At 73.1% G+C, this 14,557-nt stretch carries 14 protein-coding genes; 3 read left to right on the plus strand and 11 right to left on the minus strand.

Annotated features, from left to right (window positions below; all coding sequences use genetic code 11):
* Positions 1–2: 2 nt before the first annotated feature.
* A complete protein-coding gene (locus RM609_RS00580; RefSeq protein ID WP_311606917.1) occupies positions 3–872 on the minus strand; it encodes an ATP-grasp domain-containing protein in 870 nt (289 codons plus the stop codon).
* Positions 873–993: 121 nt separating this feature from the next.
* On the opposite strand from RM609_RS00580, the gene RM609_RS00585 reads away from it, so the two are divergent.
* Positions 994–1,389: a hypothetical protein gene (locus RM609_RS00585; protein ID WP_311606918.1), complete on the plus strand. Its 396-nt coding sequence runs from the start codon at positions 994–996 to the stop codon at positions 1,387–1,389.
* A 47-nt stretch (positions 1,390–1,436) separates the two neighbouring features.
* On the opposite strand, the gene RM609_RS00590 is transcribed toward RM609_RS00585, so the two are convergent.
* A complete protein-coding gene (locus RM609_RS00590) occupies positions 1,437–3,023 on the minus strand; it encodes a phytoene desaturase family protein (RefSeq protein WP_311606920.1) in 1,587 nt (528 codons plus the stop codon).
* A gap of 27 nt (positions 3,024–3,050) precedes the next feature.
* Positions 3,051–3,623, minus strand: a complete 573-nt coding sequence (locus RM609_RS00595) for a TetR/AcrR family transcriptional regulator (RefSeq protein ID WP_311606921.1) — start codon at positions 3,621–3,623, stop codon at positions 3,051–3,053.
* A 149-nt stretch (positions 3,624–3,772) separates the two neighbouring features.
* On the opposite strand from RM609_RS00595, the gene RM609_RS00600 reads away from it, so the two are divergent.
* Complete coding sequence (locus tag RM609_RS00600; protein WP_311606927.1) at positions 3,773–4,963, plus strand: cytochrome P450; 1,191 nt, start codon at positions 3,773–3,775, stop codon at positions 4,961–4,963.
* Between the two features lie 5 nt (positions 4,964–4,968).
* A complete protein-coding gene (locus RM609_RS00605) occupies positions 4,969–5,184 on the plus strand; it encodes a ferredoxin (RefSeq protein WP_311606929.1) in 216 nt (71 codons plus the stop codon).
* Between the two features lie 15 nt (positions 5,185–5,199).
* Here the strand turns inward: RM609_RS00605 and RM609_RS00610 are convergent, their stop codons facing one another.
* From RM609_RS00610 to RM609_RS00645, 8 genes are all read right to left on the minus strand, one after another.
* Positions 5,200–6,411 (minus strand): cytochrome P450, encoded by a 1,212-nt coding sequence (locus tag RM609_RS00610; RefSeq protein ID WP_311606931.1) that lies wholly within the window; start codon positions 6,409–6,411, stop codon positions 5,200–5,202.
* A gap of 9 nt (positions 6,412–6,420) precedes the next feature.
* Positions 6,421–7,008, minus strand: coding sequence for a GNAT family N-acetyltransferase (locus RM609_RS00615; protein WP_311606932.1), 588 nt, complete (start codon positions 7,006–7,008; stop codon positions 6,421–6,423).
* A 46-nt stretch (positions 7,009–7,054) separates the two neighbouring features.
* Entirely contained in the window at positions 7,055–7,801 is a 747-nt protein-coding gene (gene uppS / locus RM609_RS00620) for a polyprenyl diphosphate synthase (RefSeq protein ID WP_311606933.1), read from the minus strand.
* Positions 7,802–8,231: 430 nt separating this feature from the next.
* Complete coding sequence (locus RM609_RS00625; RefSeq protein ID WP_311606934.1) at positions 8,232–9,296, minus strand: chitinase; 1,065 nt, start codon at positions 9,294–9,296, stop codon at positions 8,232–8,234.
* Between the two features lie 101 nt (positions 9,297–9,397).
* Positions 9,398–11,440: a M6 family metalloprotease domain-containing protein gene (locus tag RM609_RS00630; RefSeq protein ID WP_311606936.1), complete on the minus strand. Its 2,043-nt coding sequence runs from the start codon at positions 11,438–11,440 to the stop codon at positions 9,398–9,400.
* A gap of 134 nt (positions 11,441–11,574) precedes the next feature.
* Positions 11,575–12,306, minus strand: coding sequence for an SDR family oxidoreductase (locus RM609_RS00635; protein ID WP_311606937.1), 732 nt, complete (start codon positions 12,304–12,306; stop codon positions 11,575–11,577).
* Positions 12,307–12,332: 26 nt separating this feature from the next.
* On the minus strand, positions 12,333–13,589 hold the full coding sequence (locus RM609_RS00640) for a ferritin-like domain-containing protein (protein WP_311606939.1): 1,257 nt from the start codon (positions 13,587–13,589) through the stop codon (positions 12,333–12,335).
* Complete coding sequence (locus RM609_RS00645) at positions 13,586–14,413, minus strand: DJ-1/PfpI family protein (RefSeq protein ID WP_311606940.1); 828 nt, start codon at positions 14,411–14,413, stop codon at positions 13,586–13,588. The genes RM609_RS00640 and RM609_RS00645 overlap by 4 nt, the downstream gene beginning before the upstream one ends.
* Between the last annotated feature and the right edge of the window lie 144 nt (positions 14,414–14,557).

The raw sequence follows: 14,557 nt of genomic DNA on the forward strand, positions 1-14,557 counted from the left end.
GTTCACCCCGCGTTCAGCAGCGGTCCCAGCAGCGCCGAGGGGTCGGTCCCGGCGGGCAGGTCGCCGACCTGGCCGTCGCCGACCTCGATCACCCGCCAGGCGCCGTCGGCCCGCCGGGCGAGGTCGGTGGTGACGAACCGGCACCCGAGCGCGGCCACCAGCGGCGCGACCTCGCCGAGGCCGGGCATCGGTGTCAGGCCGGGGGTGTCCGGGTGGGCGGTGGTCAGCAGCGGGAGCCCGTCGAGCCACCACACCCGTGCCTCGCCCTCCTCGCGGCGCAGTTCCTCGAAGGCGCGCAGGACGACGCCTCCGGCCAGGGAGTCCTCCTGGAGCTCCACGAACCGGGACACCACCGCGTGGAGCGCCGTCGTGTCGGCGAGGTCGGGCACGTGGCAGGCCCGCTCCCAGTCGTGTTTGCGGGACTTCACGAAGTCCTTCACGATGCCGGGACCCTGAGGGAGGCGGGCGGCGGCCTCCGCCAGCGCCGCCGGTCCCGGTGCCCGGAAGGGGGCGCAGGGCAGCCAGGTGCTCGCCGGTGTCACCGTCGTGAACGTGCCGTACCAGCCGGGCAGCTCGTGGGCGGTGCGGTAGCGCTCGGCGCCGGTGCGCAGGAGGGCGCCGCGCGCGGCGAGCGCGGTCTCCAGCCCGGCGTAGGCGGTGGCGGGGATCATCCAACCCCGGTACCACAGTGGTCCGATGTCCCGGGGTACGCGCCGTACGGCCTCGTCGGCGCGGCCCGCGAGCAGCGCGTCGTGGTCGAGCAGCGCCACCGTCGCGCCGGCCGCGCGGGCGGCGGCGGCCTGCGCGGCGAAGTGCGGGTCGCTGCGGGCGGGGCGGAGCGGGTCGGCGCAGAGCAGCAGGGAGTCGGTCATCGCCCCACCGTAGAGGGTCTCCGTTCGGGTGATATCGGCGGTCGGCGCGAGCGTGCGGCAGGCCGGGGCCGGGTGGGCTGGCAGGCTCGTCGCACACCGGCGAACGAAGGGCGGAGCTGTGATGAAGTGGTTGGCGGCGAGGACGCGTTGGGCGCTGCGGGCGGCCGTGAGCGCGGTGGGCACCCTGACCTTGCTCCTCGCCACCGGGCCGACGGCGTTCGCGGCGACGTCGTGCGGTGGGCAGTCGTGCCTCACGGTGGACGCGAAGGGCCGGTACGTGTTGCGGGCGTCGGCCACACCCGCGCCGGACGGTGACTTCCTCGGCCTGTTCCACATGTACGGCGGCGGTCTGGACGGCAAGAGCGCGCTGCGGCACTGGCGGCCCGGCCAGCTGTACGGGATCGCGCTGGGCCGGACGGTGCCGGACCGCACGTGGATCTGCGTCGACGGGTGGCGGAAGCTCGACGAGGGCGGCCTCGCGCCGCACGGGCACGCGTGTGTGCAGATCCACGGGTAGGCGCTCGCCATAGGGGGCCTGGCGACACTCCCGGGGCGGGGGCGCCTTCAGGGCCGCGCGGGGCCGGTCAGCTCCTTGGCGACGATGTAGCCGGAGCCGCCGTTGACGCCGTGGCCGGGCCAGGTAGCGGCCCCGACCATGAAGAGGTTGGGGACGACGGTCCGGTGGGAGGGCTGGCCGGGGAGGGGGCGCAGGAGGTAGCTCTGGGCGAGTTCGTGGCTGCCGCCGTAGGGGTCGCCGGGGCCGCAGTTGGGGTTGAAGCGGGCCAGGTCGGGCGGTGCGATGACGTGGCGGCCGAGGACGGCGCCGGGCAGGTTGGGGGCGTGGCGGGCGGCGAGTGCGAGGACGCGGTCGGCGAAGGCGTCCTTGACGTCGTCGGTCCAGCCGCCGGCCGTGTCGATCTCGCCCGCCGCGTCGCCCCGCAGGCGCAGCGGGACGTCGAGCAGTTGCAGTCTGGCCACGGCCGCGCCCGGTGGGCAGCGGGTGGGGTCCGCCGCGGCGGGGGTGTCGATGGAGATGGTGGGTTCCGCGGGGAGGAGGCCGCGGGTGGCCTCGTTGACGGAGCGGGAGAGGGCGTCGAGGCCGCCGGTGAGGTGGGACTGGCCGGTCCTGGCGAGGCGTTCGTCGGCGAAGCGGGGCGGTTCGGAGAGGGCCAGGTGGATCTGTACACAGCCGCGCCCGTAGCGGTAGTCGCCCGCCTGCCGCCGGATGAGGGGCGGGACGACGCCGTCCTCGTGGGCGAGCAGCCGGAGGTAGAGCTGGTCGGGGTTGACGGAGGCGACGACGGCCTCGGCGGCGCGTACGACCTCGCCGTCGGCCGTGCGGACGCCCACGGCGCGGCCGTTCTCGACGAGGATCCGTTCCACCCGGCGGCCGGTCTCGATCCGGCCGCCGTGCCGTTCGGTCAGGGCGGCGAGGGCCTGGGCGAGGCGTTCGCTGCCGCCTTCGGGGGTGGGCATGCCGGCGGAGGTGACGGCGAGGAGCACCATGACGGTCCAGAAGGAGCTGTTGACCTCGTCGGGGCCGCGGCCCAGGTGGAGGGCCCAGGGCGCGAGCAGGCCGTGCGCGACCGGTGAGGCGAAGGTGTGTTCCAGCAGGTCCCGGGCGGTGCGCAGGAACTGCTGGGCGAAGGTGGAGCAGTGCCCGTCGTCGTGCATCAGGTCGTGGATGACGCGGGCGGAGCCGGGGCTGTCGAGCTCCGCCGCGAACAGCCCGAACACCGGCCCGGCGTGCGGCTGGAAGTCCTTGAGCAGGGCGGTCAGGGCGGCGCCGTCGCCGGGGGCTAGGCGCTCGGCCTCGGCCACGTTCTCCTCGGGGTCCGTGGACAGCACGGCCGTCCGCGCGCCGGGCATCGACACGCCTACGCAGTAACGGGAGTTGCGGTAGGTGAGGCCGAGGGCGGTGAGCTCGGGGCCCAGTTCGGCGTAGGCGGGGCCGGTGGTGAACAGGGGGTGCGCGGAGGAGTAGGTGTCGTGGAGGAAGCCGGGGACGGTGAGCTCTTCGGTGCGTACGAGCCCGCCGGGCCGGTCGTTTCCTTCGAGGACGACGACGCCCCGGCCCGCCCGGGCCAGATATGCCGCCGTGACCAGGGCGTTGTGGCCGCTGCCGACCACCACCACGTCGTAACGCCGCATGATGGATGGTGGCACGCGGGCCCGAGGTCAGGCCAGCCCCTCCAGCAGGGTCCGGGAGGCGTCGAGCATCAGCCGGCTCACCCGTTCCGGGTCGGCGCCGGCCAGTGGCTCCTGGCGTACGACCAGCCGGGTGAGCCCGATGCCGAGCAGCCAGGCGAGGACGAGGGCCGCGCGCAGCTCGGCGTCCTCCTCGCCGGTGAGCCGGGCCAGGGCCCGGGTGTACTCCTCGCCCAGGCTCCGGCTGGTCTCGGCCACTTCGTCGTCGCCCCCGGCGGAGCGCAGGAAGACCTCCAGGGAGCGGTCCCCGTGGGGGGCGTCGCCGGGGGCGAGCAGCCCGCGCAGGGCCGACTCCAGCAGCCGTTCGGGCGGGGTCTCCCGCAGCCGTCTGCGTCCGTCGTTGGCCATGACCTCGCCGAAGAGGGCGGTCTTGGAGCCGAAGTACCTGAAGAGCAGGGCCTGGTTGACGCCGGCGCGGTCGGCGATCGCTCGGACGGTGGTCCGTTCGTACCCCCGCTCGGCGAACAGCCCGGCCGCGGCGTCGATCAGCGCCTGCCGGGTGGTGTCGGCGTGACGTCGTCGTACGGGCTTTTCCTCGGTCATCCCCCGGTTCTCCTCCCCAACGAGTCCCCATGAGACCGCACGGTGATCCCCGGCGGGTCCGACAACCCTGGCCGAAGGCACCGTTGACGCGCTACCCACTCCGCCCTACGTTTTTGTAAGCAGATGCTTACATCGCGAAGAGGGGTCTCATGTCCACCTCCCACGACGAACCCGTCGTCTATCCCTTCAACAACGCCGAGGGCCTCGCCCTGTCCACGGCCTACGAGCGGGCGCGGCACGAAGAAGGCCTGCTGCGGGTGCGGTTGCCCTACGGCGAGCCGGCCTGGCTCGCGACCCGGTACGCGGACGCCCGGCTCGTCCTGGGCGACCGCCGGTTCAGCCGGGCCGCCGCCCAGGAGCACGACGCGCCCCGCCAGTCGGAGGGCCGGAGCGACGCCGGTCTCCTGTCCATGGACCCGCCCGACCACACCCGGCTGCGCACCCTGGTGACCAAGGCGTTCACCGTGCAGCGTGTGGAGCGGCTGCGGCCGGGCATCCGCGCCCTGGCCGAGGGTCTGCTGGACGACATGGTCGCGGCGGGCCCGCCCGCCGACCTGGTGGAGCACTTCGCGCTGCCGCTCCCGGTCGCCGTGATCTGCCGGATGCTCGGCGTGCCGGAGGAGGACCGGCCGCTCTTCCGCAAGTGGAGCGACGACGCGCTGTCGACCAGTTCGCTCACCGCCGAGGAGTGGGAGGCGAGCCGGGACGAGCTGCGGGCCTATATGGCCGGGCTGGTCGCAGAGCACCGCGCCCGGCCCGCCGACGACCTGATGACGGCTCTCATCGAGGCGCGGGACGGCACCGGCCGGCTCTCCGAACTGGAGCTGGTGGACCTGTGCGTGGGCATCCTGGTCGCCGGTCACGAGACGACCGCCACCCAGATCCCCAACTTCCTGCTGACGCTCCTGGAGCACCCCGGTGAGCTGGCGCGGCTGGGCGAGGACCCGGAGCGGGTCCCGGCCGCGGTGGAGGAGCTGATGCGTTTCGTCCCCCTGGGCATGGCCGCGGGCTTCGCCCGGTACGCCACCGAGGACGTCGAGGTGGGCGGCACGCTGGTGCGGGCGGGCGAGCCGGTCCTGGTGGCCGTGGGCTCCGCCAACCGCGACGCGCGGCGGTTCGACTCCCCCGACAGCCTCGACCTGGGCCGGGAGGGCAATCAGCACCTGGGCTTCGGCCATGGCGTCCACCACTGCCTGGGCGCGCCCCTGGCCCGTCTGGAGCTCCAGGAGGCGCTGCGGGCCCTGGCTCTGCGGCTGCCCGGCGTCCATGTCGCCGGGGAGATCGGCTGGAAGACGGAGATGCTGGTCCGGGGGCCGCGTTCGATGCCGGTGGGGTGGTGAGGGCGATGGCCTGGCGGGTGACGGTGGACCGCGTCCGGTGCATGGGCTCGGGGATCTGTACGGCCCTGGCGCCGGAGCGGTTCACGATGGACGGCGAGCGGTCGCACGGGCCGGACGGGGAGTGCGGGCCGGACGAGGAGCTCCTCGACGCGGCCGACTCCTGCCCGGCGGGGGCCATCACCGTCGTCGAGGACGGGCGGGTGATCGGCCCCCGCGACTGAGCCCGACCCGGTGGCTCAGCATTCCACCAGCAGCTCCCGGAGTCCCCGGATGACAAAGCCCGGTCTCCACTCGGGCTCCGCCACGAGCCGCAGGCCCGGTGCCCGCCGCAGCAGTTCGCCGAAGGACGCCGCGAGTTCGAGCCGGGCGAGCGGCGCGCCCAGGCAGTAGTGGATGCCCGCGCCGAAGGTGAGGTGGGGGTTGTCGGCGCGGGTGAGGTCCAGCCGGTCCGGCGCGGCGAACCGGGCCGGGTCGTGGTTGGCGGAGCCGAGGAGCAGGGCCACCTCGCTGCCGCGCGGGATGACCGTGCCGCCGATCTCGATGTCGTCGAGCACCCACCGTTCGAAGAGCTGGAGCGGCGTGTCGTAGCGCATCAGCTCTTCGATCGCCCCCGGCAGCAGCCCATGGTCGGCGCGCAGGGCCGCGAGTTGCTCCGGATGGCGGAAGAGGGTCCACCAGCCGTTTCCGGTGGTGTTGACGGTGGCCTCGTGACCGGCGTTGAGGAGCAGGACACAGGTGGAGACCATCTCCTGCTCCGTCAGCCGGTCCCCCTCGTCATGGGCGACGATCAGCGCACTGATCAGGTCCTCGCCGGGGTCGGCGCGGCGGGCGGCGATCAGTTCCCGCAAGTACGCGGAGAACTCGGTCGAGGCCCGTACCGCGCGCCGCGCCGTCTCCTCGCCGGGGTTCAGCTCGTACATCCCGCAGATGTCCGCCGACCAGGGGCGCAGCAGACCACGGTCGGCCGCGGGGAGCCCCAGCATCTCGGCGATGACGGCCACCGGCAGGGGCTCGGCCAGCGTCGCCATCAGATCGCCGCCGCCCTCGGCGAGGAGGCCGTCGACCAGTTCGCGGGCCAGCCGCCGGACGACCGGCGCGAGCCGTTCGACCGTGCGCGGGGTGAAGGCCTGCGACACCAGGCGCCGGATCCTGGTGTGGTCGGGTGGTTCCAGGTCCAGCAGGCCCTGGTCGTTGAGGGTGTGGAAGGGCTCGTGCTCGGGGGGCGGCGGCGTCCGCCCGAACTCCTCGTGGGTGAACCGGTGCAGATAGCTGCGCCCCAGCCGCCGGTCGCGGAGCAGCGCCGAGACGTCGGCGTGCCGGGGCACCAGCCACTGCCGGCTGGGCTCGAACCAGTGCGCGCGCCCCGCCGCGCGCAGCCTTTCGAATCCGGGATAGGGGTCGGCGACGAACCGGGGGGACCAGGGGTCGAAATCGGCGCTCGCATCCATGTGCGGATGTTACTCGGGGTGGTCGGTCGCCAGCCGGGCGTGCAGATGGGCGTCGTGGCGCCGCCCGGAGGGCTCCTTGACGAAGTCCCGCATCACACCCTCCAGGCGGAAGCCGGCGGCGGCCGCCACCCGGCACGAGGCGACGTTGGACCGCGCGTGGTCGAGCGAGATCCGGTGGACGCCGAGCCCGCCGTCCCCGGGGGCGGCGAGGGCCCAGCCGGCCGCCGTGTCGAGGGCGGTCCGGGCCGCGCCCCGGCCCCGGGAGCGCGGCGTGACCCAGTAGCCGACGACCGCCTGGTCCGGAAGCCGGTTGACCTCACGGACGCCCAGCGCCCCGTGGAACTCTCCCGTCGCCTCGTCGGTGATGGCGAACCAGGCGTCCCCCGTCGCCCACCCGGCCATGCGCAGCCCCAGCCACACGGCGGCGCGCTCGGGGACGGGCGCCCGGACGGTGGCGGAGCCGGTCGCCCAGCGGAGGATGTCCGCGTCGCGCAGCGCTTCGGCGACGGCGGGCTCGTCGCTCTCCCGGAAGGGCCGCAGGAGCAGGCCCTTCGCGGAGAGGGTCGTCGGGGCGAGGGACGGTGTCGCAAAGGTCATCCCTGTGTTGTAGCCGACCTCCTTTCGCCCGTGCCGGGCGGGGTGTTCACAAGCCGTAGCGCCGGTGCCGCGACGCGTACGAGTCCAGGGCCAGGTCGAATTCGTCACGGGTGAAGGAAGGCCAAGGGACGTCGCAGAAGTAGAACTCGGAGGCGGCGGTCTGCCAGAGCAGGAAGCCGGAGAGCCGCTGCTCCCCCGAGGTCCGGATGATCAGGTCGGGGTCGGGCTGGTTGCGGGTGTAGAGGTGTTCGGCAATCAGGTGCTGCCAGTTGCCCGCGGGGTCGTCGGCGTCGGCCGGCGGTATCGTGCCGGCGCACAGGATCTGGCGTACGGCGTGGGCGATCTCCCGGCGGCCGTCGTAGGCGACCGCGACGTTCACGGTCATGCCGGGTGCCCGGTGGCTGGCGTCGCGGGCCCGTTCCATGGCGGCGCGCAGATGGCCCGGCAGGGCCATGAGGTCGCCGATGGGGTTGACGGGCCAGCGCCGGAGGGCGGCCAGTTCCTCGATGGTCTCGCCGATCAGCGGGAGCAGTCCGGACAGTTCCTGGTCGGACCGCTTCAGGTTGTCGGTCGACAGCCCCCATAAGGTCAGCGCGGTGAGCCCGGCCTGCTCGGCCCATTCGCACACCTCGCCGAGCCGGCGCGCGCCCTCCCGGTAGCCCTCGACGGGGTCGAGCCCCCGGGCCCGCGCCCAGCGCCGGTTGCCGTCCATGATGATGCCCACGTGCTGGGGTATCGGCCGGGCCGTGGCCGGCCGGGCCACGGCGGGAGTCGTACTGACCACTCCTGACATGCGGTGCCTCCTTGCCGCTCACCCGGGCTCCGCCGGCTGTTGCCGCCCGGGTGCCGGGAACGTACGCAGGGCCTGTCTCGGTGGTGGACCGGGGACCGTCACACCTCACACCTCTGAGCCCCGGAGAGCAATCACCCTCACGGGGGGCTCACGCGCCTCAGGGGCGCACAGCTACATCCGGCGACAGGGAGCCCCGGGCTTCTCGCTCCGCGCGCCCGCGCTCCGCGCCTCGTACGCCGGAATCGGCCGGCCGCCGCGATGGTGATGAACCTGAGCCACGGTCACACACTTTCCGTGAGGCGGCTGACTCAACCTCGGCAACTTTGTTCGCCCGGGCTACGGCGCTACGACACCTTCGGCCACAAGGCGGGCGGCATATTCCGTAGGCGGCTCGCCGGAGGCAGGTGCCGGTCCGTTCCCGGTCCGCGTCTCAACGTCCCTGGAGAGCCTTGACGTTGTCGCCGAAGGTCCAGTTCCGCGCCCCGTCCCAGTTGACCGACCAGGTCATCAGGCCCTTCAGGGCGCCGCCGTAGGTGTTCCACGCGCGGGCCACCAGGTCGGGGGACATATGGCCGCCGCCCGCGCCCGGCTGGGCCGGGAGCCCCGGGACCTGCTTGTCGTACGGGACCCTGACCGTGGTGCCCTGGACGACGAGTCCACTGTTCAGGCAGTCGGTCTGGGCGGTGAACCCCTCGACCGTCCCGGCGGAGTAGGAGTCGCCGGAGCAGCCGTAGTTACTGCCGTTGTAGTACTGCATGTTCAGCCACCAGAGACGGCCGTCGTCCACGTACTTCTTCACGACCGGCAGGTACGCGCCCCAGATCGAGCCGTAGGTGACGCTACCTCCGGTGACGTAGGCCGTCTCCGGCGCCATGGTGAGTCCGAAGCCCTGGGGCATCCGGGCGAGCACCCCGTCGATGATACGGATCAGATTGGTCTGGGAGGGCGAGAGCCGGTTGATGTCCCCGCTGCCGACGAGACCGGTCTCGATGTCCATGTCGATGCCGTCGAAGTTGTACGTCTTGAGCAGGGGGACGATCGTCTCGACGAACCGGTCGGCGACGGCGGCGGAGCTCAGGTCGATGCCCGCCGCCGCGCCGCCGATGGACAGCAGGACCGTCTGCCCGGCCGCCTTGGCCCGGCACATCTCGGCCGGGGTGGGGACCTTGACGGTCGCGTCCATCCCGTCCTCCCAGAGGGCGGTGCCGTCCGCGCGGATGACGGGGAACGCCGCGTTGAGCACGTTGTGGCCGTGGGCGGGGAGACGGGGGTCGTCGACGGGGGTCCAGCCGAAGGGCGGGTGGACGCCGTTGGCGGCGCCGTCCCAGTTCTCCCAGTACCCCTGGAGCACCTTCCCCGCGGGTCTCGGCTTGAGCGCGCACGTGTCGTCGCGCGGGGCGCCGGTCGCGGTGGCCGCGACCGGCGCTTGCGGTGCGAGGGCCAGGGCCGCACAGGCGGCCAGTGGCAGGGCTCTCCGGAACAGTGCGCGCGACATGTCCACCTCCGGGGCTGTGGGGGCCTGGAGACTGGTGCGGTGGGGTCGACCGCACGGTAGGAGAGCCCACGACCGGCGTCAATAGGTCTGGACCAAGTCCCCTACTTCTTGAGCGAGCAGGTGGCCGTGGCCGTCCTGTCCGGGTCGCTCTCCGAGCGCGCGGTCAGGGTGACCTTGCCGTTCCGGTCGGCGCCCGCCGCCGCGCTCACGGCGACGTCGACGGGGACCCGGGCGCCGGGGGCCGCGGTGGCGAGACGGTTGGGGAGCCAGGCGGACCAGCCGCGTCCGGAGGCCGTGGCGGAGAGCCGGTAGATGTCGGAGGCGCGGTACGGGTCGTCCTGGGGCGCGGCCCGGCCGGTGTTGGCCAGGGCGAACGTGCACAGCGCCCGGCCGCCGGCCGGCCTGCCCTTCGGCGCGCCCCGGCCGAGGGCCACGCCGCGCGTCCGGGCCGTCCCGGCGCCGTCCAGGGACCTGACGCCCACGGTGTAGGACAGGACGCCGGAGGCGTCTCGCCGGACGTCGACGATGTAGAAGTGCAGCCGGTTGGCCCGGTCGACGTACTCGTAGGAGCTGCCCGAGTCGGCGCCCGCGTGGAAGGGGGCGTCGCTGAGCTGGCGGTAGTCCCCCATGGTGATCTTCTGCTGGGTGCCGTCGGGGCGGGTGAAGTCCACCATGCCGATGTCCTCGGGGTGGGCGTCGACCACCCAGGCGAAGGGCGCGCGGTCGGCGTTCTTGGTCTTGCTCAGGAGCACGCCGCTGTCGGGCGTGAAGGAGTCCATGCCCATGCGGTCGACGACCTCGACGGTGTAGTTGTCGTAGCCGCCGCCGTCGCACAGCGGGTCGGTGGCGCGGTCGCAGGACGGGGACAGATCGCCGCGCATGGTGATGTTGACCCCCGTGAGCCCCTTGTCGCCGGGCGGCGCGGAGCGGGCGGTGACGCGGGCGACGACGGGGCCGGAGTCCTTGAGGGCGTCGCGGTCGAGGCGCAGCACGTTCTTCTCGTCGACGATGCCGAGCTTGAGTTTGTCGCGCAGCACGTGCTGCGCGCCCATCGAGCCGCCGCCGGTCGCGGGTATCTTCCAGCGGGTGTGCGGTCCGCCGGGGCCGTTGAAGGTGCCCCGGGAGAGCATGCCCCAGATGCCGGTGTAGGCGCGGCTCAGCGGGGTGCCGTAGGGGTTGTTGTAGTTGTCGCCGATGCCCAGGATGTGGCTGAGTTCATGGGCGTAGGTGGCCATGCCGGAGCTCTCGGCCTGGGTGGAGGAGCCGTTCTCGGCGTTGGGCCACATGCGGGCGGCCGCCTGCCAGGACGTCCAGGGAACGTAGCGGGTCCGGGCGGCGTTGCCCCCGCCGGGGACGGGCGACGGCGGCCCCCAGGCGGGCGGGACGTCGCCTGGCCCGGCGAACCTCATCTGGCCGAATTCCTGCCAGGTGGCGGACTCGTCCTCGCCGGCGCCGAGGTAGAAGACGAAGTCGAATTCGGCGGCCCTGTCGGCGCCGACGTCGGTGACCCAGGCGTTCTTGCCGTCGGCGCGGATGTCCTTGCCGCAGGTGTCGCTCCTGGGGCAGGCGCCGGGGTTCATGCCGGTGTCGATGCCGTACTCGTGGGACTTGCCGGGCATGCGGTAGACGCCGAAGGCGGTGAGGTCGACGCCGAGGCGGCCGCCGGAGTCCTCCATCCAGTACTCGTTGATGGTGTGGCCGTGGTTGAGCGTCCCGGGTTTGTTGAGGAAGTCCTGGTAGAAGCGGGGCACTTGCGCGCGCGGGATGCCGGCGGCGGTGGGCTGGGGGTTGCCGAAGACGTTCGACCCGGCGGGCCGGGTGACGGCGAACTCCTCGTCGGGGTAGTCGAGGAGGACGAGGGCGCCCTTGAAGGTGCGCCGGGTGGGTTTGACGCCGGGGTTCGCCCAGTCGGTGCCGGGTACGGGGCGGTATTCGGCCCAGGTCATGTCGTCGGGGTTGCGCCAGTGCTGCGGGTCGACCGGCTGGACGAGGGGCGTTCTCGCCCGGGCGGTGGCGTCGGGGGTGGCCCGGGCGGCTCCGGGGGCCACGGCGGCCAGGGCACCGAGGAGCGCGGCGACGATGCCCAGGCGCCGTAAGCGACGGGTGTGAAGGATGTGTCTGTTGCGTCCACGGCGAGGGAGCACGGGACTTACCTCTTGTCTGACGTCCTCGGACGAGGAGATGGCAAGCCGTTCGATGGGATGTGCCCATCGCCGTCAAGGTAGGGCGGAGGGAGGAGTGACGCCAGGGCGCCTACGTGGCTCCCGGCGTGCCCGGGTCAGTTGGGCTGGCCCAGTGGCCGTACCAGGACCTGGTTGACGTCCGTTCCCTCGGGCTGGGACAGCACCCAGGCGACGCATTCCGCGATCGACTCGGCGGAGAGGGCCGGGCCGGGCGGGCGGGTGCCGCCGGGGCGGCTGTCCCAGAAGGGCGTCTCGACCCTGCCGGGGGCGATCAGGCTGACGCCGACGCCGTCCGCGGTGACCTGCATCCGGGTGTTCTCCGCGAGGGCGTGCACGGCCCACTTGGTGACGGAGTACATATTGCCCGGGGTGTTCTTCACCCCGGCGACGCTGCCGATGAGGACGATCCGCCCACGGGTCTCGCGCAGGGCCGGCAGGGCGGCGTTCACCAGCAGCGCCGGTCCCAGGACGTTGGCGAGCACCATGTCCCGCCAGCCGGCCGGGTCGCCGTCGGCGACGGTGTCGTGGGTGGAGAACCCGGCGTTGGCGACGGCGTGGTCGAGCCTGCCGAACCGCTCGGCCGTCGCCGCGACCGCCGAGGCGACGGCCTCGTGGTCGCCGGCGTCGCCGGGCAGGGTGAGCAGACGGTCCCCGGCGGCCGCCCGCCCGGCGAGCGCGGCGAGCCTGTCGGCGTCCCGGCCGGTGGCCGCGACCCGGTGGCCGGCCCCCAGCAGCCGGAGCACGGTGGCGGCGCCGATGCCGGTCGAGCCGCCGGTGATCAGAGTGACGGGACCCTCGGGCCCGTTCGGTGCGGTGGTGTCCGTCATGGCCGCATTCTCACTCAACTCCTTCATCAGAGGGCAGAGTTGTTACGGACGGCGTTGTTGCGGGCGGCGTTGTTACGGGCGGCGTTGTTCTGAAACCTGGGCCCGTAGAACACCGGCCGGCCGAGATCGGTGCGGTCCGCCAGCAGCTTGTGCTCCCCCGGGTAGAGGATTTCCAGCCGCTCCACGACCGCCTCCGGGACCGGCTGCCGCATGACGTTGAAGCAGGACAGCACCCGCATGTCGTTCATCCGCTCCACCGCGGCGCCCAGGGCGGGCCACCAGGTCTCGGCGGGGCCGTTCCAGGCGCGGTCCAGGGCCGTCATCATCGCGGTGTACGCGGCGTCGAAGGCGTCCAGTTCCAGCTGCGCGGCCGGGCCGTCCGGGTCCTCGGCGAGCACGGCCGCGTAGCCGTCGGCCGGGACGGCGAGGGTGTTGATGACGACCGGCCAGGGGATCTCCTCACCCCGGAAGAAGTCCGCCTCGGTGTCCCGGGTGAGCGGCCGCGCCGGGTCGGGGGCGCGGTAGCGGCGCCGGTGGCGGAGCTCGGCGAACCGGGCGTAGTGCGAGCCCTCGTGCTGATAGGTGCCGCCCGCCTCGATGGTGTGCTCGTGCTCGCCCTCTCCCTGGTGGGTGATGATGTCGATGCCGTGGAGGAACCGCTCGACGGGGTCGGCGGGGTCGTCCGGGCCGAAGGTGGGGTAGCCGAGGTTGCCGCCGACCTGGTTGGCCGGTCCCCCGGCCCGTACGGCCCGGCGCACCCGGTCGGCGTTGGCGGTGACGGCCTGGCGCAGGGCGTCGTAGAAGTGGCCGATGGTGGGGTAGGCGGAGCGCCGCTCGCGTTCGGAGAGGAGGCGGGCGGGGGCCTCGATCCGCAGGAAGTCGTCCAGCTGGCGGGCGGAGAGCCGGGCGAGGACCGGGGTGAGGTCCGGCATCACCCCGCCGGGCAGGCCGCCGCCCGGTGCCGGGTAGCGGGGCCCGAGGCCCTTGATGTCCGGTGAACCGCCCAGCGCGGCGAGCATGTTGGCGGCGATGGCCATGTGGACCATCTCCTCCATCAGGACGCTGCGGATGGTGTTGTAGGAGGGGTAGTTCTGCACCTCCAGCGAGTACATGGCGGCCGAGTACAGCGGCATGGTGGCGTGTTCGAGGGCCACCGCGGTCTGGAGGGCGCCCCGGATCCAGTCCAGGTCGCGCAGGGCCGGGGGCGTGGTGCGGATGCCGGGCCCGGTGCGTACGGCGGCCCCGGGCGGTCCGGCGGCGGTGACGACCGAACGCGGGCTCACCGGCGTCCCTCGCGGCCGGCCGGGGCGCCGGCGGACGGCTCCTCGGCGACGCGGGGCAGCAGCATGTCCTGGAAGTAGTCCTGGAAGGACTGCTCGAGTTCGGGGTGTTGGTAGAACTCCGGGCCGACCTCCTCGAAGATGACGTCGCCCAGCCCGCTGAGGGTGTCGAACATCATCGACACGATCGTCCCGGTCTCCCGGCCCAGGTAGTGCGCCACCATGGCGACGGCGCCGCCGTGCACCCCGTACGAGCCGGTGGACGTCCAGATGCCGGTGCCGGGGTTGCCGATCCACATCCGGCGGCCGGCCGGCACGTTGAAGCCCTCGGCCCGCAGTCCGCGGGCCACGGCGGCGACGCAGGTGACGGGCGAGTCGTCCAGGACGCCGGCGCGGGCGAGCACGCCGACGCCGGAGCAGTTGGCGGCCACGACCCGGCCCGCCTCGTGGTGACGGCGGATCAGTTTCAGTACCCGCTCGTCGGAGGTGAGCTCCCCGGAGCCGACGCCGCCGGGCACGTAGAGGATGTCGAACAGTTCGTCCGGGTCGAGGACGGAGTCCGCGACCACCTGGGTGCCCATCTGCATGGTCACCACCCCCGGTGTCAGCCCCACCAGGCGGACGTCCAGCTCCCGGGGCGCCGCTTCGCGCTGCCAGGGCGCGATGCCGCCGGAGGTCACCATCGCGGCGCCCTTGAAGATCTCCAGCGGGGTGATGGTGTCCTGCTCGCTGCACTTCTCGTAGCCGAGCACCGCGATGGAGCGGACGACACCGCCGCCCGCGCCCGGACGTACTTCCTCCGCCGTCTCCCGTGTCCCCGTCGTCATGGCGATTTCCCCCTCGGATTCGTTCGCGCGGCACTGCGCGCGGTGAACGCAGAAGAGTGAATCAGCGCCCCGGACGCCCCGGCAAATAACGGAACCGGGGCCGCCCATAAGAGGAAATGACGCAATCCGTATCGGGGATCCCGG

Source organism: Streptomyces hesseae, from assembly GCF_031845785.1.
GTDB lineage: Bacteria > Actinomycetota > Actinomycetes > Streptomycetales > Streptomycetaceae > Streptomyces > Streptomyces hesseae.

What these genes read in the sequence shown, in the direction of transcription:
- RM609_RS00580 (WP_311606917.1), bottom strand. Translation starts at nt 872, where the DNA reads ATGACCGACTCCCTGCTGCTCTGCGCCGACCCGCTCCGCCCCGCCCGC.
- RM609_RS00585 (WP_311606918.1), top strand. Translation starts at nt 994, where the DNA reads ATGAAGTGGTTGGCGGCGAGGACGCGTTGGGCGCTGCGGGCGGCCGTG.
- RM609_RS00590 (WP_311606920.1), bottom strand. Translation starts at nt 3,023, where the DNA reads ATGCGGCGTTACGACGTGGTGGTGGTCGGCAGCGGCCACAACGCCCTG.
- RM609_RS00595 (WP_311606921.1), bottom strand. Translation starts at nt 3,623, where the DNA reads ATGACCGAGGAAAAGCCCGTACGACGACGTCACGCCGACACCACCCGG.
- RM609_RS00600 (WP_311606927.1), top strand. Translation starts at nt 3,773, where the DNA reads ATGTCCACCTCCCACGACGAACCCGTCGTCTATCCCTTCAACAACGCC.
- RM609_RS00605 (WP_311606929.1), top strand. Translation starts at nt 4,969, where the DNA reads ATGGCCTGGCGGGTGACGGTGGACCGCGTCCGGTGCATGGGCTCGGGG.
- RM609_RS00610 (WP_311606931.1), bottom strand. Translation starts at nt 6,411, where the DNA reads ATGGATGCGAGCGCCGATTTCGACCCCTGGTCCCCCCGGTTCGTCGCC.
- RM609_RS00615 (WP_311606932.1), bottom strand. Translation starts at nt 7,008, where the DNA reads ATGACCTTTGCGACACCGTCCCTCGCCCCGACGACCCTCTCCGCGAAG.
- uppS (WP_311606933.1), bottom strand. Translation starts at nt 7,801, where the DNA reads ATGTCAGGAGTGGTCAGTACGACTCCCGCCGTGGCCCGGCCGGCCACG.
- RM609_RS00625 (WP_311606934.1), bottom strand. Translation starts at nt 9,296, where the DNA reads ATGTCGCGCGCACTGTTCCGGAGAGCCCTGCCACTGGCCGCCTGTGCG.
- RM609_RS00635 (WP_311606937.1), bottom strand. Translation starts at nt 12,306, where the DNA reads ATGACGGACACCACCGCACCGAACGGGCCCGAGGGTCCCGTCACTCTG.
- RM609_RS00645 (WP_311606940.1), bottom strand. Translation starts at nt 14,413, where the DNA reads ATGACGACGGGGACACGGGAGACGGCGGAGGAAGTACGTCCGGGCGCG.